25 protein-coding genes are annotated in these 24,660 nt (G+C 59.0%); 18 read left to right on the forward strand and 7 right to left on the reverse strand.

The window, feature by feature from the left end; genetic code table 11:
* Position 1: 1 nt before the first annotated feature.
* Both KB449_RS33015 and KB449_RS33020 read left to right on the forward strand, forming a co-directional pair.
* Positions 2–1,738 carry an ABC transporter ATP-binding protein gene (locus KB449_RS33015; RefSeq protein ID WP_282912402.1) on the forward strand — a complete coding sequence of 579 codons (1,737 nt, stop codon included), beginning with the start codon at positions 2–4 and terminating at the stop codon, positions 1,736–1,738.
* Complete coding sequence (locus tag KB449_RS33020) at positions 1,738–3,615, forward strand: ABC transporter ATP-binding protein (RefSeq protein WP_282912403.1); 1,878 nt, start codon at positions 1,738–1,740, stop codon at positions 3,613–3,615. Before KB449_RS33015 ends, KB449_RS33020 begins: the two co-directional genes overlap by 1 nt.
* A gap of 82 nt (positions 3,616–3,697) precedes the next feature.
* Here the strand turns inward: KB449_RS33020 and KB449_RS33025 are convergent, their stop codons facing one another.
* Positions 3,698–4,798 (reverse strand): NAD(P)H-dependent flavin oxidoreductase, encoded by a 1,101-nt coding sequence (locus KB449_RS33025; RefSeq protein ID WP_282912404.1) that lies wholly within the window; start codon positions 4,796–4,798, stop codon positions 3,698–3,700.
* A 242-nt stretch (positions 4,799–5,040) separates the two neighbouring features.
* Between KB449_RS33025 and helD the strand changes: the two genes are divergently transcribed.
* From helD to KB449_RS33055, 6 genes are all read left to right on the forward strand, one after another.
* Entirely contained in the window at positions 5,041–7,458 is a 2,418-nt protein-coding gene (gene helD / locus KB449_RS33030) for an RNA polymerase recycling motor HelD (RefSeq protein ID WP_282912405.1), read from the forward strand.
* Positions 7,459–7,685: 227 nt separating this feature from the next.
* Entirely contained in the window at positions 7,686–9,371 is a 1,686-nt protein-coding gene (locus tag KB449_RS33035) for a methyl-accepting chemotaxis protein (RefSeq protein WP_282912406.1), read from the forward strand.
* Positions 9,372–9,626: 255 nt separating this feature from the next.
* Entirely contained in the window at positions 9,627–10,124 is a 498-nt protein-coding gene (locus tag KB449_RS33040) for an RNA polymerase sigma factor (protein ID WP_090116672.1), read from the forward strand.
* A complete protein-coding gene (locus KB449_RS33045; RefSeq protein WP_282912407.1) occupies positions 10,105–10,986 on the forward strand; it encodes a DUF5666 domain-containing protein in 882 nt (293 codons plus the stop codon). Before KB449_RS33040 ends, KB449_RS33045 begins: the two co-directional genes overlap by 20 nt.
* Before the next feature lie 197 nt (positions 10,987–11,183).
* Complete coding sequence (locus KB449_RS33050) at positions 11,184–11,609, forward strand: MarR family winged helix-turn-helix transcriptional regulator (protein WP_282912408.1); 426 nt, start codon at positions 11,184–11,186, stop codon at positions 11,607–11,609.
* Positions 11,610–11,685: 76 nt separating this feature from the next.
* Entirely contained in the window at positions 11,686–12,777 is a 1,092-nt protein-coding gene (locus tag KB449_RS33055; RefSeq protein ID WP_282912409.1) for a YhgE/Pip domain-containing protein, read from the forward strand.
* A gap of 92 nt (positions 12,778–12,869) precedes the next feature.
* Here the strand turns inward: KB449_RS33055 and KB449_RS33060 are convergent, their stop codons facing one another.
* A complete protein-coding gene (locus tag KB449_RS33060) occupies positions 12,870–13,271 on the reverse strand; it encodes an exosporium protein C (RefSeq protein WP_282912410.1) in 402 nt (133 codons plus the stop codon).
* Positions 13,272–13,415: 144 nt separating this feature from the next.
* Between KB449_RS33060 and KB449_RS33065 the strand changes: the two genes are divergently transcribed.
* Positions 13,416–13,934: a GNAT family N-acetyltransferase gene (locus KB449_RS33065; RefSeq protein WP_282912411.1), complete on the forward strand. Its 519-nt coding sequence runs from the start codon at positions 13,416–13,418 to the stop codon at positions 13,932–13,934.
* A 136-nt stretch (positions 13,935–14,070) separates the two neighbouring features.
* On the opposite strand, the gene KB449_RS33070 is transcribed toward KB449_RS33065, so the two are convergent.
* The gene (locus KB449_RS33070) at positions 14,071–14,385 is read right to left on the reverse strand and encodes a hypothetical protein (protein WP_282912412.1); all 315 of its coding nucleotides are present in this window, start codon (positions 14,383–14,385) and stop codon (positions 14,071–14,073) included.
* 142 nt (positions 14,386–14,527) lie between these two features.
* Here KB449_RS33070 and KB449_RS33075 point away from each other — a divergent pair, with 142 nt between their 5' ends.
* Both KB449_RS33075 and KB449_RS33080 read left to right on the forward strand, forming a co-directional pair.
* Complete coding sequence (locus KB449_RS33075) at positions 14,528–15,256, forward strand: hypothetical protein (RefSeq protein ID WP_282912413.1); 729 nt, start codon at positions 14,528–14,530, stop codon at positions 15,254–15,256.
* A gap of 38 nt (positions 15,257–15,294) precedes the next feature.
* Positions 15,295–16,623, forward strand: coding sequence for a polysaccharide deacetylase family protein (locus KB449_RS33080; protein WP_282912414.1), 1,329 nt, complete (start codon positions 15,295–15,297; stop codon positions 16,621–16,623).
* Between the two features lie 56 nt (positions 16,624–16,679).
* Here the strand turns inward: KB449_RS33080 and KB449_RS33085 are convergent, their stop codons facing one another.
* Together KB449_RS33085 and KB449_RS33090 are read right to left on the reverse strand one after the other, a co-directional pair.
* Positions 16,680–17,330 (reverse strand): DUF2306 domain-containing protein, encoded by a 651-nt coding sequence (locus KB449_RS33085; RefSeq protein WP_282912415.1) that lies wholly within the window; start codon positions 17,328–17,330, stop codon positions 16,680–16,682.
* Positions 17,323–17,451 (reverse strand): hypothetical protein, encoded by a 129-nt coding sequence (locus KB449_RS33090; RefSeq protein ID WP_282912416.1) that lies wholly within the window; start codon positions 17,449–17,451, stop codon positions 17,323–17,325. The genes KB449_RS33085 and KB449_RS33090 overlap by 8 nt, the downstream gene beginning before the upstream one ends.
* Before the next feature lie 233 nt (positions 17,452–17,684).
* Between KB449_RS33090 and KB449_RS33095 the strand changes: the two genes are divergently transcribed.
* The 6 genes from KB449_RS33095 (at position 17,685) to KB449_RS33120 (ending at position 22,217) form a co-directional block, all read left to right on the forward strand.
* Positions 17,685–18,380 carry a response regulator transcription factor gene (locus tag KB449_RS33095; RefSeq protein ID WP_282912417.1) on the forward strand — a complete coding sequence of 232 codons (696 nt, stop codon included), beginning with the start codon at positions 17,685–17,687 and terminating at the stop codon, positions 18,378–18,380.
* On the forward strand, positions 18,377–19,450 hold the full coding sequence (locus KB449_RS33100; protein ID WP_282912418.1) for a sensor histidine kinase: 1,074 nt from the start codon (positions 18,377–18,379) through the stop codon (positions 19,448–19,450). The genes KB449_RS33095 and KB449_RS33100 overlap by 4 nt, the downstream gene beginning before the upstream one ends.
* A gap of 204 nt (positions 19,451–19,654) precedes the next feature.
* A complete protein-coding gene (locus tag KB449_RS33105) occupies positions 19,655–20,071 on the forward strand; it encodes a hypothetical protein (RefSeq protein WP_282912419.1) in 417 nt (138 codons plus the stop codon).
* 86 nt (positions 20,072–20,157) lie between these two features.
* Positions 20,158–20,736, forward strand: coding sequence for a TetR/AcrR family transcriptional regulator (locus tag KB449_RS33110; RefSeq protein WP_282912420.1), 579 nt, complete (start codon positions 20,158–20,160; stop codon positions 20,734–20,736).
* 70 nt (positions 20,737–20,806) lie between these two features.
* Entirely contained in the window at positions 20,807–21,367 is a 561-nt protein-coding gene (locus KB449_RS33115) for an NAD(P)H-dependent oxidoreductase (protein WP_282912421.1), read from the forward strand.
* Positions 21,368–21,500: 133 nt separating this feature from the next.
* The gene (locus tag KB449_RS33120; protein WP_282912422.1) at positions 21,501–22,217 is read left to right on the forward strand and encodes an SDR family oxidoreductase; all 717 of its coding nucleotides are present in this window, start codon (positions 21,501–21,503) and stop codon (positions 22,215–22,217) included.
* Between the two features lie 70 nt (positions 22,218–22,287).
* Here KB449_RS33120 and KB449_RS33125 read toward each other — a convergent pair whose 3' ends face one another.
* Positions 22,288–23,178 carry a copper amine oxidase N-terminal domain-containing protein gene (locus KB449_RS33125; RefSeq protein WP_282912423.1) on the reverse strand — a complete coding sequence of 297 codons (891 nt, stop codon included), beginning with the start codon at positions 23,176–23,178 and terminating at the stop codon, positions 22,288–22,290.
* 309 nt (positions 23,179–23,487) lie between these two features.
* On the opposite strand from KB449_RS33125, the gene KB449_RS33130 reads away from it, so the two are divergent.
* Complete coding sequence (locus tag KB449_RS33130; protein WP_282912424.1) at positions 23,488–23,937, forward strand: SRPBCC family protein; 450 nt, start codon at positions 23,488–23,490, stop codon at positions 23,935–23,937.
* Positions 23,938–24,150: 213 nt separating this feature from the next.
* Here KB449_RS33130 and KB449_RS33135 read toward each other — a convergent pair whose 3' ends face one another.
* Positions 24,151–24,591: a LysM peptidoglycan-binding domain-containing protein gene (locus KB449_RS33135; RefSeq protein ID WP_282912425.1), complete on the reverse strand. Its 441-nt coding sequence runs from the start codon at positions 24,589–24,591 to the stop codon at positions 24,151–24,153.
* Between the last annotated feature and the right edge of the window lie 69 nt (positions 24,592–24,660).

The following is a 24,660-nucleotide window of genomic DNA, read 5'->3' on the forward strand; positions in this document are numbered from 1 at the left end:
AATGTGGGGCTTAAGGGCTTATTTCAAACCCTATTGGAAATTCCTCATTCTCGGACCGCTGTTCATGATTTTCGAAGTCTTCTTCGATCTGCTCCAGCCCAGGCTGGCCGCGCACATCGTCAACTTCGGCATCATGGACCGCGATCTCGGCATCATCGAGCGAACGGGATTCCTCATGGTCGGGGTGGCACTCCTGTCGCTGATCACGGGCGTCGGATGCAATCTCTTCGCGAGCCGCGCCTCGCAGAACTTCGGCGCCGACGTGCGGGAGGCGCTGTTCGCCAAGGTGCAGGCCTTTTCGTTCGACAACATGGACGCGTTCAAGTCGGGAACGCTTATCACCCGCATGACGAGCGACGTCGTGCAGGTCCAGAACCTGCTGCAGCTGGCGCTGCAGGGCATGGTCCGGGCGCCGAGCCTGCTCATCGGGAGCGTCGTGATGGCGCTGCTCATGAATCTGCGGCTGGGACTCTTCCTGCTCGGCACGTTGATCGTGCTGGTCGCCGCGCTCATCGTGCTCATCCGCTTTTCCAACCCGCTGTTCTCGGGCGTTCAAGCCAGGCTGGATGCCGTGAATACGCGCATTCAGGAAAATCTGGCCGGCATTCGCGTCGTCAAAGCGTTCGTCCGAACCGACTACGAGATGCGGCGGTTCCGGGAGGTCAACGAGGACTATACGGCCATTTCCATCCGGGCGGCCCGCTTCATTGCGCTGAACGCGCCCGTCGTGACGCTTATCATGAACGCCTGCATGGTGACCGTCCTGCTGTATGGCGGCGACCTGGTGTCGATCGGTTCCGTTCAGGCCGGAGACCTGGTAGCCTTCGTCAACTATGTCGTACAGGTGCTGTCTTCGCTGCTCATGGTGAGCGGGCTGCTGATGAACGTGTCGCAAGCCAATGTGTCCGCGAGGCGTATCGGCGAGGTGCTGACGACGCAGCCTCACATTGAAGGCAAGGCGCGCGAAGCGGAGGACCCGATCCCGGCCACGCACGTGGAATTCGCGCAAGTATCCTTTTCCTACGACGGCTCGAGCGATCCCAAGGACCTGGTCCTGCGGGACATCAATATCGAAGCCGGTCGCGGCGACACTGTCGCCATCATCGGCGCCACCGGCGCGGGCAAGTCGACGGTTGTCCAGCTGATTCCGCGGTTGTACGACGTCACGTCCGGCGCCATCCGGATCGACGGCAAGGACATCCGCGAGCTGCCGCTGCACGGGCTTCGCCGCCGGATCGGGATCATCCTGCAGGAGTCGTTCCTGTTCACCGGGTCGATTCGCGGCAATATCGCCTTCGGCAAGCCCGACGCGACGCAAGCGGAGATCGAGGCGGCTGCCAAGATCGCGCAGGCGCACGACTTCATCGCCAAGCTGCCGGACGGCTATGACACGCAGCTGGGCCAGAAGGGCGTCAATCTGTCGGGCGGGCAGAAGCAGCGCCTCTCGATCGCCCGGACGCTGCTGGTGAAGCCGCCGATTCTTATCATGGACGACAGCACGAGCGCGCTCGATCTCGGCACGGAGCGCCGGCTTCGCATGGCCCTGCAGGAAGTGATGAAAGACACGATCACGTTTTTTATCGCCCAACGCATCTCGTCCGTCATTGAGGCGCGGCGCATTATCGTGCTGGACGACGGCGCGATCGTAGGCAGCGGCACGCATGCGGAGCTGATGGCCGAGTGCGAGGTCTATCGGGATATTTACAGGTCTCAATTCGGCAAAAGGGAGGTGTCTTGATGGCGGGCGGCAACTCCAATCCGTCTAACGCGAATGCGAGCAAGACGCCGTCGAACATCGATCAGATGGGCTTCCGCGCGGGACCGGGCCCGCGGCCCGGCGAGGTGCCGAAGGTACGGTCGAAGGATACCGCGGGCACGCTGCGGAGAATCTGGGGCTATCTGAAGCTTCAGCGGAGCACGCTCGTATGGGTGATCGCCTGCACCGTTTTGACGACGCTGTTCTCGCTGCTCGGTCCTTATCTGATCGGGAAGATGTTCGACGATTATATCGTGAAACGCCAATATGACGGGATGTTCCGCATGGGCATGATCCTGTTCGGCGTGTACGTGCTGGGCGCGTTATTCACCTGGATTCAGCAGTATATGGCGTCGAGTCTGTCGCAAAATACCGTGCGGGATATGCGCAGCGACCTGTTCGAGCAGTACCAGCGGCTGCCGGTGCCGTTCTTCGATCGCAAGACGCACGGTGAGCTGATGAGCCGGGCGGTCAACGATATCGCTAACGTGTCCAACACGCTGAACCAGACCGTCGTCCAGCTCATTGCCAGCGTGCTCATGCTCGTGGGCAGCGTCGTCATGATGCTCAGTCTGAGCGTCTGGATGACGCTCATCACGGTTCTTACGGTGCCGCTTATCGTTTTCATCACCAAGAAAGTCACGAAGTACACGCGCCGCTACTTCACGGAGCAGCAGAAGCAGCTCGGAGAAGTGAACGGCTTCGTACAGGAGAGCATCTCGGGCCTGAAGGTCGTGAAGACGTTCGGAAACGAAGCCCGCTCGATCGAGCGGTTCCGCGAGATCAACGAGCGGCTGCGTGCGGTCGGCATCAAGGCGCAGAGTCTGTCCGGCTCGATGGGACCGATGATGAATACGATGAGGAACCTGACGTTTCTCATCATCGCGGTATTCGGCGGCGTATTCGCTTATCACGACCTGATCACGATCGGCGTCATCGTCAGCTTCCTGAACTATTCGAACCAATTCAGCCAGCCGATCAACCAGCTCGCCAACCAGTACAATCTGTTCCAGTCGGCCGTCGCGGGCGCCGAGCGCGTCTTCGAGGTGCTGGATCTGGAGCCTGAAACCTCGCACGAGGTCCGGCGTGAGGCTGCCGGAGGGGCCAGCCGTCCGATTCGGGGCGACGTCGTGTTCGACCGGGTGGACTTCAGCTACAAACCGGAAGTGCCCGTGCTGAGGCAGCTGTCCCTTCACGCGGAGCCCGGGCAGACGATCGCGCTCGTCGGTCCTACGGGGGCGGGTAAGACGACGATCATCAATTTGCTGACGCGATTCTACGACATCCAGTCCGGCCGGATTCTGATCGACGGGCAGGAGATTCGGGAACTCGACAAAGAGGCGCTGAGAGCGCAGATCGGGCTCGTACTGCAGGATGCATACGTATTTTCCGGAACGATCCGGGACAATATCCGCTACGGCCGCCTGGGGGCTACCGATCAAGAGGTGGAGGCTGCGGCCCGGCACGTGGGTGCCGACGCCTTTATCCGCAAGCTGCATGACGGCTACGACACGCATCTGAATGCAGAAGGCGGCAATCTGAGCCAAGGGCAGCGTCAACTGCTGACTATCGCCCGCGCGGTGCTCGCGAATCCCGCGATTCTGATCCTCGACGAGGCGACGAGCAATGTGGATACGCGGACGGAGCTTCACATCCAAGAAGCAATGAAGCTGCTGATGCAGGGGAGAACGAGCTTCGTCATCGCCCACCGGCTCAGCACGATTCAGGAAGCGGACGCGATCCTGGTTATCCAGGGCGGCGAGATCGTCGAACGAGGCACGCACGAGGAGCTGTTACAGCAAAACGGGTTCTACGCCGACATGTACAACAATCAGTTCGCGCATACCCAAGTGAGTTGATGTTATGAAAAAAAGCCGGGCAGCTGCACTCTCTTTAGAGGAGCTGGCTCGGCTTTTGCTATGTGTCGATACTGCGTCTCGCTCAGACCCCGCCCGTTCCGGCGAGTCCGCTTAACTTTCCGATGGCGGCCTGCGCTTCCGCGATCGTTCGTTTGACGATATCCGCTGCCGCTTGTTCCGTCGCCAGCCGCAGACCCTGGCCGGCCCAGAGGGACATGAGCGAAGGATCGTTCGCTTGAGCGGCTGCTTGACGAATGTCTCTCGTCAGCGCATTTTGAATCGGATAGTCGGGAATGGCGCCTTGGTAGCCGCTCATGTCCCGCATGAAGTCCGTGCGAATGCCGCGCGCGGCTTTGCCCGAGTACACGTCCGTAATCGCCGTGGCGTCTTCGGCGGACGACAGGACCAGCCGCTTGTGCGCCGAGTGGGCGCCGCTCTCCGGGCTCGCGAGAAACGCGGTGCCCATTTGCACGGCCGACGCCCCGAGCGCGAGGCTCGCCGCGAGTCCGCGTCCGTCCATGATGCCGCCCGATGCGATCACGGGCACCGACACCTGCTCCGCGAGCTGGGGCACGAGCGCCAAGGTGCCGATCAGCGCGTTTGCGGCTTCGCTCAGGAACGTGCCGCGATGCCCGCCGGCTTCGCTGCCTTGGGCTACGATCGCGTCCACCCCGGCCGCTTCCAGGCGAATGCCTTCCGCGACCGTCGTCGCCGTGCCGACGATGACGATCCCTCGCTGCTTCATCGCTTGTATCGCTTCCGGCGATGGGATGCCGAAGGTGAAGCTGAATACCGGCACTTCCTCCTCCAGCAGCACCTGCACCTGATCTTCGAACGACGGGGCAAACGATGAAAAAGCGGGATCCGGCGCGATGCCCAGTTTGGATCGATAAGCGTTCAGATGCGCGTTCATGCCGGCGATCTCATCCGCCGTCGCCTTTACCCTCGTCTGCTCGGGAACGAACAGATTCACGGCGAAGGGGCGATCCGTCCGCCGCCTGACCTCCCGGATCGCGTCGCGGATCTGCGCAGGCGACCAGTAGCCCGCGCCCAGGCTGCCCAGTCCGCCGGCATTAGACACCGCGGCTGCCAATTGGGGCGTGGCGGGTCCGCCCGCCATGGGCGCTTGCACGATCGGATAGGCGATGCCGAGTTTGCGCGTGAACGAGGTCTCCATTTTCATATCCCCCTCCGTAGTTCGTTCCCTAGTACAAGCATTAAAACAAAAAAAACCGGCATCAGCCGGTATATGTATATATTCGATTGCATCGCAAGCGGAGCCGTGGTATGATAAGAAACCACTGACTTTTTTTAAATAAACTCACAAGTATTGCATGTTACCTTCATAATAATCATACCACGTGGGTTTATGGATTGTCAAACGTTCTTTTTCTACCCATCGACGGAAGGGGCGGGATCGGCTATATGATCAACGAACAGGATTGGAACCAAGAGCAGGCGCGTCTGGACGAGGTAACGGAAAAGCTGCGGGCGAGGATCGCCGAGCTGGAGCCGGAAGCGGACGGCTTGCGGAACCAGGCGGGAGACCTTCGCAAGCGGTTCTGGGAAGAAGTGACGGTGAACACCGCCACCGACGAGGACTTCGAAGAGACCTTCTACAGCATCAAGCAGCAAGAGGCGCTGTTGTCGGAGCGGGAACGAAGCTATCGTCTGCGATTCCAGCAATGGAAAGGCTTGAACCGGCTTCTGCCTTCGCCATACTTCGGCCGCATCGATTTCAGCGAGGACGGTCTAGGCTTCAGCGAACAGGTGTACATCGGCGTATCGTCCTTCGTCGAATCGGACGGCCTGCAGTTTCTGGTGTACGACTGGCGCACGCCGATCGCGAGCATGTACTACGATCACTCCCCGGGACCTGCCTTTTACGATACGCCGGGCGGACTCGTGAGCGGGACGATGGAGCTGAAGCGGCAATATCAGATCCGCGACGGCCGACTGCTCAATGTGTTCGATACGAGCCTGACGATCGGCGACGAATTGCTGCAGCAGGTGCTCGGCCACGGCGCGGATGCGCAGATGAAGACCATCGTGGCGACCATTCAGAAGGAGCAGAACGCCATCATCCGCGACGACAAGAGCCGGATGCTTATCGTGCAGGGCGCGGCGGGCAGCGGCAAGACGTCCGCGGCGCTGCAGCGGGTCGCGTACTTGCTCTATAAGCACCGCGAACGACTCAAAGCGGACCAGATCGTCCTTTTTTCGCCCAATCCGATGTTCAACAGTTACGTATCCACCGTGCTCCCCGAGCTCGGCGAAGAGAACATGCAGCAGACAACGTTCCAGGAGTACCTGGAGATCGGTCTAGGCGCGGGGCTGCGTCCGGAGGACCCGTTCGATCAGATCGAATACGTGCTGTCGGATTCATCTTCGCGCGCGTACGAAGCCCGGCTTAAGGGGATTGCCTACAAGGCGTCCGCCGCGTTTCTTCATGCCCTTCGGGGTTATGCGGGATGGCTGGGGCGATCGGGCATGCGGTTTCTCGGCATCCGGTTCCGCGATCGCGATCTGATCCCCGCGGAACGCATGGAGGCGCAGTTCTACGCCTACGACGCAGCCATCAACGTGGCGAACCGAATCGCCATGCTTCAAGAGTGGCTGTTAAAGGAGCTCTCCGTGCTCGAGCGCGAGGAGCGGGAGGCGCTGTGGGTGCAGGATGAGCTCGATTATCTCGACAAGGACGATTATGCCGCCGCATTCCGCGAGCTGCATCAGGATCGGGGCGTGTTCGACTTCGCCGAGCGGTATGAGCAGGTCCAAGAGCGGTTGCAGGGGCGGAGCCGGCGGGACGAGAGCGACTTCGACTATGCCGAGAGAGAGGAAGCGCTGCTGCGCAAACAGGTCGTACAGGAGCAATTCAAACCGCTCCGGCGAAGCGTCAAGCGGCTGCGGTTTATCGACACGACCGGGCTGTATGCCCAGCTGTTCGGCGGCAGAGAGGCTTATCTTGCCATGTCGGGCGAGACGAAGGTTCCGGCGTTGTGGGACGACATCTGCGAGCAGACCCGGGAAAAGCTGGGCAAGCTCGAGCTTTTCTATGAGGATGCGACGCCGTACTTGTATTTGAAGGAGCTCGTCGAGGGCGTTCGGACGAATACGGAGATCCGGCATGTTTTCGTCGACGAGGGGCAGGACTACTCGGTGTTTCAATATGAATTTTTGAAACGATTGTTTCCGCGGGCCCGGATGACGGTGCTCGGCGACTTCGGGCAGGCGATCTTCACGCAGGCGACGGAGCTGCATGGCGCGGATTCGCCGCTGATCCGACTGTACGGAGAGTCGGATACCAGCCTCATCCGGCTGGTTCGCAGCTACCGGTCGACGCGCGAGATCGTGGCGTTTGCGCGGGAGCTGCTGCCGGACGGCCGGGAGATCGTGCCCTTCGAGCGAAGCGGGCCGAAGCCGCGGCTCGCGAAGACCGCGAGCCGCCAGCAGTCCGCGGCGCGGATGGCGGCGGACGTCGCAGCGCTGCGGGACGAGGGCTACGCCTCCATCGCCGTCATCGCGAAGACGGCGGCCGAGAGCGCCGAAGCCTACGAGGCGCTGCGCGCGCAGGGCTGCCCGTCGCTGCGGCTCGTCACGAAGGAGACGCCGACCTTCGAGAAGGGGACGCTGGTGCTGCCCGCGTACCTCGCGAAGGGCGTCGAGTTCGACGCCGTGCTCATCTACGATGCGTCCGAGGCGACTTACGGCCGGGAGAGCGAGCGCAAGCTCTTCTACACGGCCTGCACGCGCGCGATGCACCGGCTGCTGCTCTATGCGGCGGGAGAATGGACACCATTCGTTCGGGCATTGGATACCTCTCTGTACGACGAACGGTCGTAATCGGCCGGTAATCGGGCTGAAGCTGGATTTCGGCATTTCGTCCCGATTGCATTCCTCCGGATACCGAAAGTCAATCACGTATAAAAAGACACCCGCCGAAGGTGTCTTTTTGTCTTTTATCCGATTGAAAGCGCTATTTCTGGGACAAAATGTTTAGAATTGTTTTACAATTATTATTACAATATATAATAACATATGTACTTATAATACTGTGGTGGAGGCGGGTTATGAATTTTACGATCCGGAAAAAAATATTGACCGGTTTTTTGGGCGTCATCCTTCTTATTGGCATCATAAGCGCCATCTCGTACGTTCAGATCCAGCGCGTCAACGATTCTTATTCGGACCTCATCGGCCGCAGGTCCGCGATTCTGGTGCAGGCTAAAGAAATTCAAAGCTTGGCGTCCAAAGAAAACGGCAGTCTGCGCAGCGCGCTGCTTCAGGAGAAGGGCGCCTACGGGGCGCTTGCGAAGGCGATATCCAGCCTTGACGAGGCGATTCAAACGGCTCAAAAATTGTCCGGACGCGAAGAGACGAAGGAGACACTGCAGGAGCTGGCCGCGCTGAATGCCGCGTTCAAAAAAGAGTCGGACACGGTGCTCGCCTTTTTGCGGACCGATTCGGCGACGGCGAAGCAGCATTTCGTGGACAAGGCATTGCCCATCACCGTGAAGATCGGGGAGTCGGCGGACCGGATCGCCCAGGACCAGTCCCGATTCATGGATGAAGGCAATCGAGCGAATTCACGGCTGGTATCGTCCGTCATCCTGACCGTGCTCGCGCTTAGCGTCATTTCCTTGCTGCTGGCGGTCGCCATCGCGCTGCTTATCTCCCGCGTCATCTCCGGCCCGATTCTGGCGCTGGTGGGCGGAGCGGAGAAGATCGCTTCGGGCGATCTGACGCAGCCGGACATTCAAGTGAAAAATAAAGATGAAATCGCCCGGCTGGCGGCTTCCTTCAACCTGATGAAGTCCAATCTGCGGCAGCTCGTCCGCGAAGTAGGCATGAATACCGACCAGGTCGCGTCTACCTCCGAGCAGTTGTCGGCCGGTGCCGAACAGACGAGCAAAGCCACCGAGCAAATCTCGGCATCGATCCAGGAAGTGGCCGAGGGTGCAGCCCAGCAAGTATCCAATGTAACGGCGGCGGCCCAAGCGGCGGAAGAGATCTCGGAGGGAATGGAGCAAGCCGCGTCCTCTATCCAGCGCGTGGCGGCGCTCAACGCCGATGCCAAAGACAAAGCGGATGCCGGCAATCAGGTCGTGGGACGGGCGGTCGCGCAGATGAACCTCATGAGCGGCTCGGTCAGCGAGACGGCGGCCGTCGTATACGCCTTGAGCGAGAAGTCCAAAGCGATCCATCAGATCGCCGCGATGATCGCGGACATAGCCGCCCAGACGAACATCCTGTCCTTGAATGCCGCCATCGAGGCTACGCGGGCCGGCGTGCATGGACGCGGCTTTGCCGTCGTGGCCAGCGAGGTAAGGCGGCTGGCCGAGCAGTCCACCGAGGCCGCCGGTCAAGTCCGCGAGCTGATTCAAGAGGTACGGGACGAAGCCGACAAAGCGGTGCAGGCGATGGATGCGGGGACGGCCGTCGTCAGAGCGGGCATCGAGCTTGTGAACCGGTCGGGCGAATCCTTCTCGCTTATCGCAGACGCCGTCGAACAGGCGGCCGTCGAGTCGCATGACGTCGCTTCGATCGCAGAGCAAGTGAACGCAAGCGCGCAGAGCATGGTTAAATGGATGGAAGACGTAGCCGGCATTGCCGAGCAATCCGCCGCCAATATGCAAAACGTAGCCGCCTCGTCGGAAGAACAAAATGCGGCGATGGAGGAAGTGTCCGCTTCGGCCGAAGCCCTCAGCAAGATGGCGCAGGAGCTGCAGCAATCGATCGGTCGATTCAAAGCCTGATTTGTACAAAATATACAGCGCGATGAACCGGATCGCTTGTATGAAGTGCATTTGAGCGAGTGAGGATTCCATAGGAAACGGCGGTTCCAGCAGTTTTACTGGGCCGCCGTTTCTTTTTTGCATCCGTATCGGCCGTTCCGTGCGTCTATAGCGTGTAAATAGAGTCGAGAAAGCCAATCATTTTAAAAAAAAATCATCACGTCGTGAAAAATATCCGCACCCTCAGTTGTATTCAAAGGGAAAGGAGGTGCTGAGGTGTACAATTCATTTGAGCTCAATGAATCTGTGCGACGGGCCTTGGATCGATATTCGCAAAGTCTGATCAAAATCGCCTTCGCCTACTTGAAAAATATGGCCGATGCGGAAGAGGTGGCGCAGGACGTGTTCCTCGCCTATCTGCAGAAGCGCCCGGTATTCGAAAATAACGAACACGAAAAAGCGTGGCTGATCCGCACGACGATCAATAAAAGCAAAAACATGCTCAAAGCGGGCTGGTTCAGAAGCCGCAATCCGGTTCCCGAAAACCTGAGCTACCTCCCGCGGGAAGAGAACGAGGTTCTGCAGGCCGTGCTCGCGCTGGACAAGAAATACCGGATTCCGATTCACCTGCACTACTACGAAGGCTACTCGATCCAGGAGATCGCGGACATTTTGCAGGCCAAGCCCGCCACGGTCGGGACCTGGCTCGCCAGAGGACGGATGCTGTTAAAAGAGAAGATCGGAGGCGCAGAGGATGAAGCGTTCAGTATATAAATCCGCGATGTCTCAGTTGAAAACAAGCGAGGACTTTAACGAGGCCACGTATCAGAAGTTAATGCGAGAAATGGAAAAGACGGAGCCGGGCGGCCAGGTTAATCAAATACAATCCAAGGAGATGGCTAAAATGGAAAAGGCGAAGAAAAAGACGTTAACGGGTTGGACGGTTGGAGTAGCGGCGTGCGCGGTACTGGCGGTGGGCATTTTCGCAATCAATCAGAACGGTCCGACGAAGGATTCGGTCGCTTCCCCAACCGTTTCTCCGTCGGCGACGGCGCAGCCTTCCCAGATCGTGTCCGAGAAGCCGCCGATCATGGGCAAGGTACAGGTTAACATCGACGGCGTCATCACCGAGGTGAGTGCGGACGGCAAGAGCTTCAAGGTCGGCGATCTGTGGGTAGAAATCACGGATCAGACGAAGCTGGGCAGTAATGAACCGACGGCCACCGCGCCTTCCGAAGAGCTGCTGCAGAAGGAATTCAAGGTCGGCAACATCGTGTCCGGCTTTACTTCCCAGGATGTGGCTTCGGGCCGCGTGACGGCGGACGTCATCTACAACAACATGGCACCGGCAAAGGAGGAGGCTCCCATCAAAGGAAAAGCGATGGTCAACATCGACGGCGTCATTTCTGAAGTAAGCGCGGACGGCAAGAGCTTCAAGGTGGGCGATCTCTGGGTGACCGTCACGCCGGACACCGCCATGGGCATCGACGGCCCGACGGCAGCAGAGCCGTCCGATGAGCTGCTGCAGAAGGAATTCAAGGTCGGCAACATCGTGTCGGGCTTCACGAGCGAAGACGTCAGCTCCGGCAAGGTCAACGCGACGCGCATCTACAACAACATGGCGCCGCAGCAATAAGTTTCGCGCTCCGCGGGCGGGCGGAAGCCACATCCCGCCCAAACCGAAAAGCAGAACAGGAAAACCTCCGCCGCAAGCGGAGGTTTTTTGGCGCGCATCGCCGTTTGCAGGTATGTTCGGCATATTTGCACGATTGACTTTTATGCTGAATTTAAGAGATAATAGGCCATGCTAGTATTTGAGGGGGCTTGCACGGGATGGATCTTAGCGACGACGCCATCGGCTACTTATTGTCGAGAGCCTATTTTCTGCATAAGAAGAAAGCGACGCATTTGCTTGAAGGGTTCGGCATCACCCCGGAGCAATACGGCATTCTCCATCAGCTGAACAAGCAGGAGGGGATCACGCAGAAAGCGCTCGCCGAGCTTCACGGCAAGGACCAGACGAGCATCGGCAAGACGCTCGAGCGGCTGGAGAACAAAAAGCTCGTCATCCGAAAAACCGATCAGGTGGACCGCAGAGCGATTCTGCTGTACCTGTCGTCCGAGGGCAAAGCGCTTTACGGGAAAACGTTGCCTGTTATGCAGGGCTTGAACGGCGATTTGGTGAACCTCATCACGCCGGAGGGGAACGATCAGCTTACCGCGCTGCTTCGAAAGCTCAATCAGGCTTTGAACAGCTGACCCGCCAGCTGCATTTTTTTGCGCAAATACATGCACAGCCTATTATCGGCTGGGCTATTAATTGGGGGAGTACACGATGAACGCCGTTATCGCCGCATTCAGAGGTTTCTTTAAATTATTGCCGACCAAGGTCGGGCTTACTTTTGCTTTTGTCCTGCCGTTGCTGTTCTCCGTCGTGTGGATGACGGGTTATAACGGCGCGACGGAGCGTCTAGGGCAGCTTAAAGTGGGGATCGTCAATGAGGGGGGCGAGGCCGGGGCGGCGATCGAGCAGGAAATCAGGAATAGAATGCCCTACGATTATGCGAGCTACAGCTCGCTGCAAGAGGCGCAGAAGAAGCTGAACAATGGAAAGGCGGATATGATCGTGTCGATACCCGCGAACTTCTCCGCGGATGCGCAGGCCGGGCAGGGCAAGCTGACGTTCTATCTGAACAAGACCAGTGCGGAGACCGCGAATGGGATCCTGTCCGCATCGGCGGCGCAAATCTCGTCGAGTCTGAGCCAGAGCCAGCATGGCGATTCGTCTCAAGCGCATATGGCGTCCAACATCGTCACCTTGAACGATCGATCCAATTTTGCAACGAATATGCTGCCTATGATCCTGGGATTCATTACGTATATCGCCGTGATGACGATGAATATCCAACTGAATATTGCCTCTATGATGCTGGGGCGCTGGCATGGGAAATGGCAGATTTTCTGGGCCAGGCAGCTCATCTATGCGGGGGTGGCTGTGTTCGCGTCTCTGCTGACCACAGGCATAGCCAGGTTGTTTATAGATCCTGCCGCTTCTTTCGGGGCGATGTGGGGTTTCCATATGCTGGTCTATGCGGCATCCATCTGCCTCACGCAAATGACCTTCGCGCTGTTCGGCGGTCTGGCGGCCTTGGTGAACACCGGGCTGATCCCCTTCCAGCTCATGACCGCGGGGAATATCGTTCCCGCAGCCATGCTGGCGCCCGCGTACCGCCATGTCGGCGACTTTTTGCCGGCGTCCAACGGCGTCCAAGGCTTCTTCCGATTGGTCTACGGCGGCGGCTCGATCTCCTCGTTTGCGCTTCATCTGGCGCTCATCGCCGTCATTGCCTGGGGCATCGCCATTGCCCGCCTTGCCTGGAGCAAACCGAAGGCCCAGCCGGTTGCGCAGCCTGCGCCTTCGCACTAGAAGCCGGGGACCACGGATGGAACAGCGGGCGCGGCGGCAGGCACATGAAAAAGGCAGCCCGGCGAACCCGCGCGGACTGCCTTCTTTCCTGATTAAACGGTATAAACGGCGGCGCTGAGGTTGATCGGTCCGATGACCGTGGCTGTTAAGCCGGCGGTCAACTTCTCGATGGACAGCGTGTAAGCGTGGTGTCCGGGCGTCGCATTGTCGAAGGCTTGGAGCGTGACGACAGCGAACTGCTCGTAGCCGGATTCGATGCCTTGGCGCGAGTAGTAGATCTCATGCCCGTCGCGGAAGAGACGGAACAATACGCTCCCGACGCCTGCGTCGCCCCGGATGCCGACCGAAGCCATGAGCTGGACGGTATTCGGGATGGAAGGGACGGCAGCGATCACGGTAGCAAGGCCGACCCCCTGAGGCGTCTGAGGTACGGGAATTTGCACGCCATCCGTGATGGGAGTGACCGACGTTGCGTTGTAGCTGACGACTGACATTGTTGTTCACCCCCTTCGGTTAGAGATAGAATAAGGTATGACAGGCCGTCGGACCTGGAATGGACAAACTAATCGCGGTAAAGCACCATTTTCGCGCGGGAAGCGTTCGAATCGGCGATGAGACAGGCGGGAGGTTCGTATCGAATGACGCAAGAGGCATGGGTATGCCGTCCGGTGCAAGCGGAAGATTCGGCTGCGGTGGCCGGTCTTGCCATGGAGATCTGGCACGAATACTATGGGGCGCTGCTGTCCCTCGAGCAAATCGACTATATGGTGGATAAGTTCCAGTCGCCGGGCGCCATCGCGGATCAGATCGCGCAGCAGGGTTATGAATATTACCTGATGCAGGCAGAGGGGATTAACGTCGGTTATCTGGCCGTCAAGGCAGAAGGCGGCAAGCTGTTCCTGAGCAAGCTGTACGTCTTGAAGGCGCATCGGGGGCACGGCTATGCGAGCCGCGCCATGGCTTTTATGATGCGGCTGTGCCGGGAGCGGGGACTCGGCGCCGTCTGGCTGACGGTCAACCGGCACAACGAAGGCTCGATCGCGGTGTACGAAAAGAAAGGCTTTAAAAAAGTGCGCGAGCGGATCGCGGATATCGGGAACGGCTACGTGATGGACGACTTTGTCATGGAGAAAGAAATCCGCGAGACGGACGGTTGACGCCGCGTCTCCAGAGCTTCCAGGCCCACCGCCGATTCCGGCGGCGGTTTTTTTTATTGGAGGAGCAAATTGAGCGTCGATTAGCGGGAAATCAAGCGTGCGATCCTGGTGCCCGCGCTCTCGGAAGTTTGGCGGTTTAAAAAGCCTGCAAATGTACATGTATTTTCTGCCGACGCGCGATACGCGATGAATACCTGCAAATATGCAGGTAAATGCAAAGCGCAAGCCGGAAATCGGGCCGAAGGCGGAAAATACCTGCGCTTTTGCATCCATCCTGTTTAACGGGTCGACATCGGCATAAAAAGATGCAGATTTGCAGGCATTGCGGCGAAGGAACGATGCGCTCGACGGTACGCGGGCCAATGGAAGGTCTGTCGAACGCGATGCCGGCAGGCGTTCCGCACAAATCAAGCTTCAGATATATCCGCAATGGTACGATTTGCGCGATCATCCCGAATCCCCCTTCTTTTAGCCTAAACCTCGGTATACAAATAGGTACTTCGGCCCCGCAAATAAATTGGAAAATTCATCTATAATGAAGGAAACATATTTCGACATGAATCAACATTTATTCAGAAAAGGTGAATTCTTCGATGTTTTCTCCCTTCCTTAAAAAGAAGAACGGCGCGGAGCAGCAGCCTTCGCGCGATGACAGAGGCTTGAGCAAGGAACCGGACGAGACGCGGGCTGAGGGGGCATCCTTCGCGGCGGCGGCGCCTGGGCCGATTCAAGAGTCGCCGGGCGCCGTTCTAGTTCAGAAGAGCCATATGGATAAAAAGTCGCTCGATCTTATTTTCGCCGTCGAACAAATGATCAAGGAAAAGCAGCATGTCGAGATGAGCCACCAGGATTTGCAGGACCGGCTGAGCCATGCGAACGGCCAGACGGACAGGCTGAACCGGGACCTTAAAAATCTGGGCAAGGTGGTCGAGGAGCGCGAGAAAAGCATTCAGGAGCTAGAGCAGCGATTGCTCGACAAGAACCTGAAGGTGGATCAGATGATGGAGGATTACCGGGAGCTGCAGGCCGCGCTTACCGGCGAGATCGAGGAGCTCAAGGGCATCGTCGAGCTTGAGCGCCAGAACTATGGCGGCTTGCTCCAGAAGTACAACGGTACCTCCGCGGAGAAAAACAGGAAGATCGGCGAGCTTGAGGAAAAAAACGAGCGGCTCGAAGCGGAGCTCGCCCAGATGAAGCAGAAGTTCGAAGCGCTGCGTCAGGAGAAGACGCATCTGCTGACGATCGTGAACGACTTCACCAACCGGCTCTCCTCTCCGTTCGCATCGAGCGCAGGCCAGCTGGATAACGTCTCCGCCGACTAAGGCTTTAGAATCGGGATCGGGAACAGAAGGGCGAAGGCATGGAAACCTACAGCATACAGGTAATGGAGCTGCTGTCGCTCGTGCGGACCTCTGACGGCAGGCACCGGATTGAATTAGGCGTGGCCCGCGAGGACAGGCAGGATACATACGAGATCGATATCGACGAGCATACTTATTCGGAACTGGAAGCCTTGCGGCCGCTGGACGGCGGCAGGGCGAGGCTCTCGCCATACCCCAAGTGGGATCCGTACCGGCAGACTTATTATAGCGCGCTGATCAAGACGACGAGCGCGTCGAGAGACACGCTGTATTTTGCATGCAGCGAGGCGTATATGGAACAGGTCCGCCGGATTCTGCAGGCTGAACCTTTGCCGCTCGCGACCGGCGGCGCAGATCGCGAGAGCAGGCAAGGACAGCCGGTCCGTCGCCTAGCTCCGCTCTTGCGCCGGGTTGCGGCCCAACGTTCGCGGCTATCCGCGCTGATTCTCCTGCTGCTGTGCGGGGCGGTGGCCGTTCTTTACGTCTCGGCCGGCGGGAAGGCGGATGCGCTGCCGGGCGGAGAGGGACGAGGAGCGGCGGCGAAGCCGATCAGCGTTGCTGCGCCTAGCGCCCCGACGGTGCCGATCGCTTCGGGGGACACCTTGAAGGATACGGCGACCTATGCCGATGTCCATGCAGACGATCACGGGGATGCCCACGCGCAAGTGACGGCGGATCCCGTCGCGCAGACGGCGCAGGCGCAAGCTTCGCTCCAACAGGGCGCCAAGGCAACCGGGTACGTCATCGTGGACATCGACGAGAAGAAGAAATTTTACGGACTGCCCAAGGACGAGGTCGCTTTGACCTTCGATGACGGACCTTCCCCGCTCACGAAGAAGATCGTGGACATTTTGACCGATCACAAGATTGCGGCGACATTCCTGTTCGTCGGGAAAAACGCGGAGCGCCATCCGGAAGGCGTGGTCTACGCGCACGCGCACGGTATGTCGATCGGGAACCACTCCTGGGATCATAGCGTGCTGACCAAAGCCTCGGCGAAGGAGCAGAGCAAAAATCTGTCCATGACGAGCGACCTGCTGGAATCTCTGACGAAGGTACCGGTGACCCTATTCCGGCCGCCCTACGGCGCCGTCAATGACGTGCTCGCCTCCACAGCCGCGAAGCAGCGGATGAAGACGCTCCTGTGGAATCGGGATCCGGAGGATTGGAACGCCAAGAACGCCGAGGATATCATCCGGTACTTCCGCGAGGTTGAGTCCGCCGGCGGCGTGTATGTCATGCACGAGGACAAGCATACCGTGGAGGCATTGCCCGCCATCATCAAATATTTAAAAGAGAAGCATTTAAAATTCGTTATTTTTAAATAGCATTACGGTTGAAAAGCGCGGCTCCCCCACGGGAGCCGTTTTTTGGCGTTTAAGCGCTACTGGTGCGTGAACGTCCCGGTCTTCTGCGGCTTCCCGGCAGTCCGCCGGACGATGAGCTCCGCGATCGCGATCAGGATCAGGATCGTGGCATAGACGCTGACGGCGTACGCCGTCTCGTAGCGCATGCCGAGCAGGCGCGTCAGCACCGTTTCCGCCAGGTGAATGGTCACATTCGTGAAACAGAACGCGTAGCTGCGGATCATCCATTGGCGGTGCCGGACGACCTGCCGGCGTCTGATTTGCACCAGCGCGGTAACCGTCACGGCGATCCAGATCAGGTTCAGCAAGTTAAACGCCATCGAGACCGGACGTCCTCCGGTAGCGTAAGGCGCCATGTACCCGGACGTGATGCAGACTCCAAGTACGCTTATTATATAAGCGTACCCGACGGACCGGTGCCGGCGTCTGCGTCCGCGAGCGGGCGGGTTCGCGAAGTTAAGCGCTCCCGCCAGAAGCGCCAGACAGGCGAATGCAATATGGATATCGAGCACGCGCAGCCATGCCGGCAGCCGCAGCTGATGCGCGATGCCGGTCTTGTGCGAGAGAAAGGAGACGGCGCCGGGATCGATCGCGAACCGGTTCAGAAGCGTCCAGGCGACGAGCCCGGCCGAGAGGACGATGACAAGGCGGTAAGGTTTATCAATCATGGCCGCGTCTGCGGAAGCTCCGTCCTTCGCGCAGGCGGGCGAACCGGAAGGCGACGAAGACGAGCAGCGAGATCCCGAACCACAAGTTGGCCGAGAGCAAGAGTTGACTTTGGAACGACATGCGAATCTCTCCTTTGATGGGGGTTGTAAAGCTTGTAAAGCTGGTGAAGTTTCCCCACTAACTGTAAGCGGAAAGTGTCCCGAATCGGGAAGCGCAATCGTCACGAAACCATCAACGAGCCGTCACGAAGCGAGTGGGTGAGGCGTCCGACGGAACGGGGATGCTATACTGGCTTTAAGAAAAGCGAGCGGGACTCGCGTGAGCGGCGGTACGCGCAAGGGAGGATGGGGAGCATGCGGCAACGGACGATTTTGGCCGTGGACGACGACGAGAGCATCGTGGAGCTGATGCGGGATTTTCTGGAGAACGACGGCTTCCGCGTGCTCACGGCGCGCCATGCCGAGGAGGCGATGGCGCGATTCCAATCGTCCGACGTGCATCTGATCCTGCTGGATATCATGATGCCGGGGCAGGACGGCTTTGAATTCTGCCGCAGGATCCGTGCCGTCAGCGGCGTGCCGATTCTGTTCCTCAGCGCGCGGGACGACGACATGCACAAAATCCGGGGGCTCGGGATCGGCGGCGACGATTATATCGTCAAGACAGCCTCTCCCAGCGAGATCGTCGCGCGGGTAAAGGCGGCATTGCGGCGGGCGGAAGCGCCCCCGACGCATGCCGCCGTGCCGCGGCTGCTCGACTTCGGCCGTCTGCAGGTGGATCCGGCCAGCCGCGACGTGAAAGTAGACGGCGCCAGCGTGCCGCTCACGCCGAGGGAGTACGACCTGCTCCTGTTGCTTTGCGAGCATCCCGGCCAAGTGATCACTTATGAGCAGCTGCTCCGGCAATTCTGGGAGGGCATCGGCGACAAGCATACCGTTCGCGTCCATATCGCCCGGCTGCGGGAGAAGATTGAGATCGACCCCGAGCAGCCCGGCTACGTGGCGAACGTATGGGGCGTCGGCTATCGCTTCGGGGGCAGGCCCCGATGAGGCGCGTGCGCATTCGAGGCTTCCTGGCGCTCGCGCTGCTGACGGTTCTGACCCTCTCCTGGACGACGTACATGATCGCAGCGATCGCGGAGACCGGATCGCTGCATCTGGGGGAAGGGAGGCCAAGCCGGGCAGGCATCTGGATCGCCGCGCTGGCCGGCGCGCTGCTGGCCGCCGTCTTTCTCGGGTATGGCCTGCGCCGGTGGATCGTGAAGCCGCTCGAAGCGATGGGGCGGGGCGCGCGGGAGATCGCTGGCGGAGACCTGGACGTCGCCCTGCCCGACTCCCGGATCCGGGAGATCGCGGAGGTGCGGGACGGGTTTGAGGCGATGGTCGCGGGACTCCGTCAATCGCTGGCGGACCGGGAGGCGCTGGAGGAGGAGCGGCGTTTTTTCATCGGGGCGATCGCCCACGATCTGCGGACGCCGCTGTTCGCGCTGAGAGGGTACCTCGAGGGACTCGAGCAAGGGATCGCCGCTTCGCCCGAGCAGGCGAAAAAGTATGTGACGGTATGTCAGGACAAGGCCGGCCAGTTGGATCGTCTGGTATCGGATCTGTTCGCGTTCGTGAAGACGGAATATCCCTTGACGGCTCATGCGGGAGATTCGCTGGACTTGGGGGAAGAGGTCCGTCGCGCTGTCGAAGGGGTGCGCGGAGCCGCGCATGCAAAGGAGATATCGGTGGTGGCGGAACCTCCGGGCAACGGACCGATCCTTGTACGAGGCGACGCCCATCAGCTCTCCCGTGCCTTCGGCAATCTGCTGGACAACGCGGTGAGGCATACCCCGCCGCAGGGGACCGTTGTCGTGCGATGCAGACCGGAGGGCGAGCGGATTCTGGTGATCGTCATGGATACCGGTTCGGGGTTCGCTCCCGAGGATCTGTCCCGCGTCTTCGAGCCCCTGTATCGGGGCGAATCGTCGCGCAGCAGGGACACGGGCGGGGCGGGGCTCGGCCTGGCCATCGCGCGGCGCATCTTCCGGGCGCATGGAGGCGACCTGATCGCTGCCAACCGGCCGGGAGGAGGAGCGGAGCTTGCTGGCTGGATCCCGCGGGTACGCGACTGGTGACCGGGCGTTCCTGCGAGCTTCGACAAATTCGGCAAGGTCAATATGGGGTTCTTCATTTTTTGAGAACGATCGGTAAAAATAATTCTTTACTGATCGTTCCCGTTATGCTAATCTGTATTCAGCAGCAAGAACGAGGAACGACAAGCGGCATCCATTTGAGAATGATCGTTCTCTAAAAAGAATTGGGCGAAGGAGCTGGACGACATGCGTTATTTTGAATCCAAGCATGGAAAGGTCTCGTGGGACGAGGAATTGAGAAGTGTCATTATCGAGTGGAATGGCTTCGCATACGGCGAGGAGTTCCAGACGATTCTGCTCAAGGGCGCGGATCTGCTGAAGCTGCGGTACGGCAGCAAGGTGCTGATGGATACGCGCGAAGGATCGGCGATCAAGACCGAGGACAAGGCGTGGATCGGCGAGTTCTTTATCCGGCGGGCGTACGAGAGCGGCCTTCGCCATCTGGCCATGCTCGAACCGCACAGCTTGATCGCCAAGATGAGCGTGAACCGCACGGTAGATGGCCTCGGCACGCTGCCGTACCGCCAAGAGAGCTTCTCCGACAGGGAAGAAGCCGTGGCTTGGCTGTCCGCGCAGGGACGGGAGCTGCGCGCGATCGGCTGACCGTAAGGCAGGGCGGCTCGAACGTTTTGCGCTCATTCTTTACCGTTCGTTCCCATAATGATATGATGGGGAAGGAGGGGATTTTAATGGCCAGAAGCAAAGAGTTCGAAGAAGCCGCCGTCCTGGAAAAAGCGATGAAGCTGTTCTGGGAGCAAGGCTACGAGAAGACGTCCCTTAACGATCTCGTCGCGCATATGGGGATCCACCGCAGGAGCCTTTACGATACTTTTACCGACAAGCACACCTTGTTCCTGAAGGCGATGGAGCGGTTCGAGGACCGGATCGGCGCCAGACTGGCGGCCGGTGTCAAGCAATCGAAGACGGCCGGCGAAGCGCTGCGGTTCGTCTTCGGCTTCATCATCCACGGCGAGGAGGACGCGCCTGCCGGCTGCATGCTCGTGAACTCGGCCGCCGAACTGGCACTGCGGGACGCAGAGGTGGACGCCAAAGCCCGGGAAGCGTTCGCGAACACGGAGCGGCTGCTGGAGGAGATCGTCTCATGGGGGCAGGACAGCGGGGAATTCGCCAAGCGTTACGGCGCGGCGGAATGGGCCGAGTATCTGCAAAACGCGTTGACCGGACTTCGCGTCATGACGCGGACGACGGTCGCGAAGGAGAAGCTCGAGCGGGTTGCCGAGCTAACGATGCGTAATCTGGAGCGGTGATCGCATCGTCTTTTTTTTTTCAGAATTATAGAACGATCGTTCTCAATATCGAATCAAAGGAGCATGTCTGATGAAAACGTTGGTAATCGTCGCACATCCGAATCTGTCGCAGTCCAAAATCAACCGCGCCTGGACCGAACGCGCGAAACAGCTGCCCGACACGACCGTACACGAGCTCTATCGCGCTTATCCCGATGGCCGGATCGATGTCCGCGGCGAGCAAGCATTGCTGGACGTCCATGACCGAATCATTTTTCAATATCCGCTGTACTGGTACAGTACGCCTCCACTGCTCAAGCAGTGGTTCGACGAGGTGCTGGAACCAGGCTGGGCGTTCGGTCCAGGCGGGGTGCATCTGAAGGACAAGGAGATCGGGATCGCGATCTCCACCGCCGGAACGGCGGCTTCGTATCGGCCGGGCGGATACAATCTGTTCACGATCAGGGATATCGCCAAGCCGGTCGAAGCGCTCGCGAACTACGTCGGCGCGCACTACCTGCCGCCATTTGCGATCCATGACGCAAGGCACGTGACGGATGAGCAGCTGGCCGAGAGCGAAGCCGAATACGTTCATCATCTGGCGACCGCGCGTCGTGTCGGTGCCGCGGATCTGGTCGCGAACAATCGTTAACGAAGCGAAGAATTTGAAAGAAGCGAAGGATTTAAAGAACCGAGGTTTTAAAGAAGCGAAGGATTTAACAAGCAGCGACCTTTAACGAGGCGATCACATAAAACTTTAAACCGAAACGAGGAGGCAATTCATCATGGCAAACCAAGACAAAATCGCGTTAGTAACCGGTGCAAGCGGCGGAATCGGGCTTGAGGTCGCCAGGCAGTTGGGCCGTCAGGGGATTACGGTGCTCGTGTCGGCGCGCACGATCGGCGCCGCCGAGAAGGCTGCGGCCGAGCTGCGTGAAGAAGGCATCGATGCGGCGGGGGTCGAGCTGGAAGTGACCAATGCCGCGCATATCGCGGAGCTGGCCCGGTATATTGCGCATGAATACGGCCGCTTGGACATTCTGGTCAACAACGCGGGGATCTGGGCGGAGAGCGGCGCGTACGAAGGCGACGCGTTCCGGGATACGTTCGAGGTGAACACGTTCGCGCCGTTCCTCATTACGGAGACGCTGATGCCGCTGCTGCTCAAGAGCGACGCGGGGCGCATCGTGAACCAGAGCAGCGCGCTTGGCTCGATTCACTTCATCCTGAACAACGAGCTCGCGCAGCGGATCGCCACCCCGGCCTACGCGGCCTCCAAAGCAGCGCTCAACATGCTGACGGCTTACTGGTCGCAACGGTCGAAAGGCACGAGCTTGAAGGTCAATTCGGTTCACCCGGGTCTGGTAAAGACGCGCATGGGCGGCGACAAAGCGGAGCTGACTGCGGAGGAAGGCGCGGTCACGGCCGTTCGCCTGGCGACGCTGCCCGAAGACGGGCCGACCGGCGGGTTTTACTACATGGACAGCGAGCTTCCTTGGTAAGAGAAAACAAAAACTGCGCTGCAGGTCCTTCCCGGACATGCAGCGCAGTTTGGTTATGGTTATCCGGTCTTTACGGATTGTCGTAGATCACCACCGATTGGGATACCGGCTCCCACTTGACCGTCGAGTTCAGCGATTCGCTGACGAAACGCACGGGAACGACGGTGCTGCCCTTCACGACGATCGCGGTCGCGTCCAATTGAACGGCTTTCCCGTTTACGTATGCGGTCTTGCTGTTCAAGACGAGCTTGACGGATATGCCGTCGCGGGTCACGGTAACCGTGCGGTCGGCGGGGTTATAGACGACTTCTGCCTGCAGTGCCTCGGCAATGGCGCGGAAAGGCACCAGCGTACTGCCGTCGCGGATGATCGGCGCTACCGCGGGAATCGTCTCGTCCCCGTTGACGAACAGGTTCACGCCGGTCTTGCCCGACTTTTTATACAGCTTGCCAAGCTTCTGGTAGCCGGCCAGGTTTTTGGCGTTGGCTTTGATGGCTTCCTTTTGCACGTACACGGCGTCGACGACGCTGCCCTTTTGATCGAGCAAGTCGGCGATCGCGGACAGGGCCTTGTCTTGTTCTTGAATGGCTTCCAGATCCGCCTTCTGCTGATCCGTTAGCTTCATCTCGTACTTTGTGAGCAAGAGATTGGCCAAAACGGCGCCGGCGGGCTTGTCCTTGACGTTCTCGATGGCATGGAGCAGGCCTTTGTAGCCGTTCGGACCTCCGTATGTAGCGGATGTGACGCTTTCCGAATGGCCGTATGTAGCGGATGAAGCGCTTTCCTTTTTATCGTTGTCATTGGATCCGTTCTTCTTCTCTTCGACCTGCGTTTTAACGACGGCCGCGTTGCCGCCTTTGTTGCCGTGCTGCTCGGCCGACTTGGCGAATGCCGCCGTTCCGGACATCAAAGCAGTGGCCAGGACGCAGGACAGGATCGCCGTCCATTTGAGTTTATTCATTTCCGTTAAGCCTCCTTGAAGTTTGTACTGGGTTGGTTCGGGCTGTAACAGTTGTTAGGTCGCGGACTCCTCCTTCGCGGCAGCTGCCGGGGCGGCCAGATGGCGCGGCCCCGACAGATTTGAGCTTTATAATAGCACCGTGAAATATAAAAATATATGGTAGAAACGTCGCGTATAAGGATAGGCCTTGACAAACATTCATGATCAAAAATCGGTTCGCATGTTGAATGTTTGGCTTGCACGTGACGCAGCGTCAGGTTTTAAACTGAAGCTGCGAGCGGAAAATGAAAGCTAAAGGGGCGCATCCAAATGAGTAACGGCGAGAATGAACTGGCGACGTCGCGCGAGTATCGTTTCCCGAGGAAGCTTGTCTACGAGGCTTGGACGACCCCCGAGTGGCTGGCGCGGTGGTGGGGTCCGAAGGGGTTTACGAATACGTTCGAGGTGTGCGACATCAGGCCTGGTGGCGAATGGCGATTCACTATGCACGGGCCGGACGGCAAAAACTATCCGAACGTGAGCGCGTTCGTCGAGGTCATGCCGCAGGAGCGCGTCGCGATCGAGCATCTGTCGGGCCATAAATTCAGGGTGACGGCCACGTTCGAGACGCTTGCGGACGGCGGCACGCTCGTCACGTTCAACCAGCGCTTTAAGCACAAACGGGCGTTCGAGCAGGCCAAGCCTTACTGTATCGAAGGCAATGAGCAGAATCTCGACCGGCTGGGCGAACTGCTGGAAGAACTCGCTCAGAGAGTTTGATCTGAATGCGTTTGGGTAATGACGGGCACGACCGTGTCCGTGCTGCCGCTGATCGCGTTGCTCCTGGTCTTCCAGAAGCGGATCATCCAGGGCATCGCGCTTAGCGGGATGAAGTGACTTGCGCCTGCCTGGCGCAACGAGCCGGAAGCCGCCCCATCCAATCAATAAGCCGCCAATCTTTACGATTTGGCGGCTTCATTCCGTTTTTCGCTATTAATATTGGCCTTGCGTCGTCGGTTGCGCCTGCTGCTCCGTTGCCGGCATTTCCGTGTAAGACTTTTGACACATCATGTTGGAAATGCGAGGGATGTACACCATCTCTCCTGCCTGAAGCCGGCTCGGGTTGGACAGCTGCGGGTTGGCCTCTTCGAGAATCGCATGGGGGATATTGTATTTGTGGCTTACCGATGCTAACGTATCGCCGGCTTGGGCTTGATGCTGCGCGAACAGCATGTCGTCCGATTGTCCGTCCCTGAAGAAAGGGAAAAAGAACGGAGAAAAGAAGAAAAACGGAAACAAGGCGCGTCCGGGAAAAAAGGGATGGGGAAAGGGACGAAAGAATGGACGGCCAAAACCGCCGCCAAAGCCTCCCCCAAAGCCGCCACCGGGGATAAATCCACGATTCATAAAAAAACCTCCGTTAAAAATGGTCATTTGTCTATATAGAGTATTGTGCTGGGCGCAAAAGGTGACTGAATCGTAAAAATGATGGTGCAGTTTTTC

Origin of the sequence: Cohnella hashimotonis, from assembly GCF_030014955.1 — a bacterium.
In the GTDB taxonomy this organism is placed as follows: Bacteria; Bacillota; Bacilli; order Paenibacillales; family Paenibacillaceae; genus Cohnella; species Cohnella hashimotonis.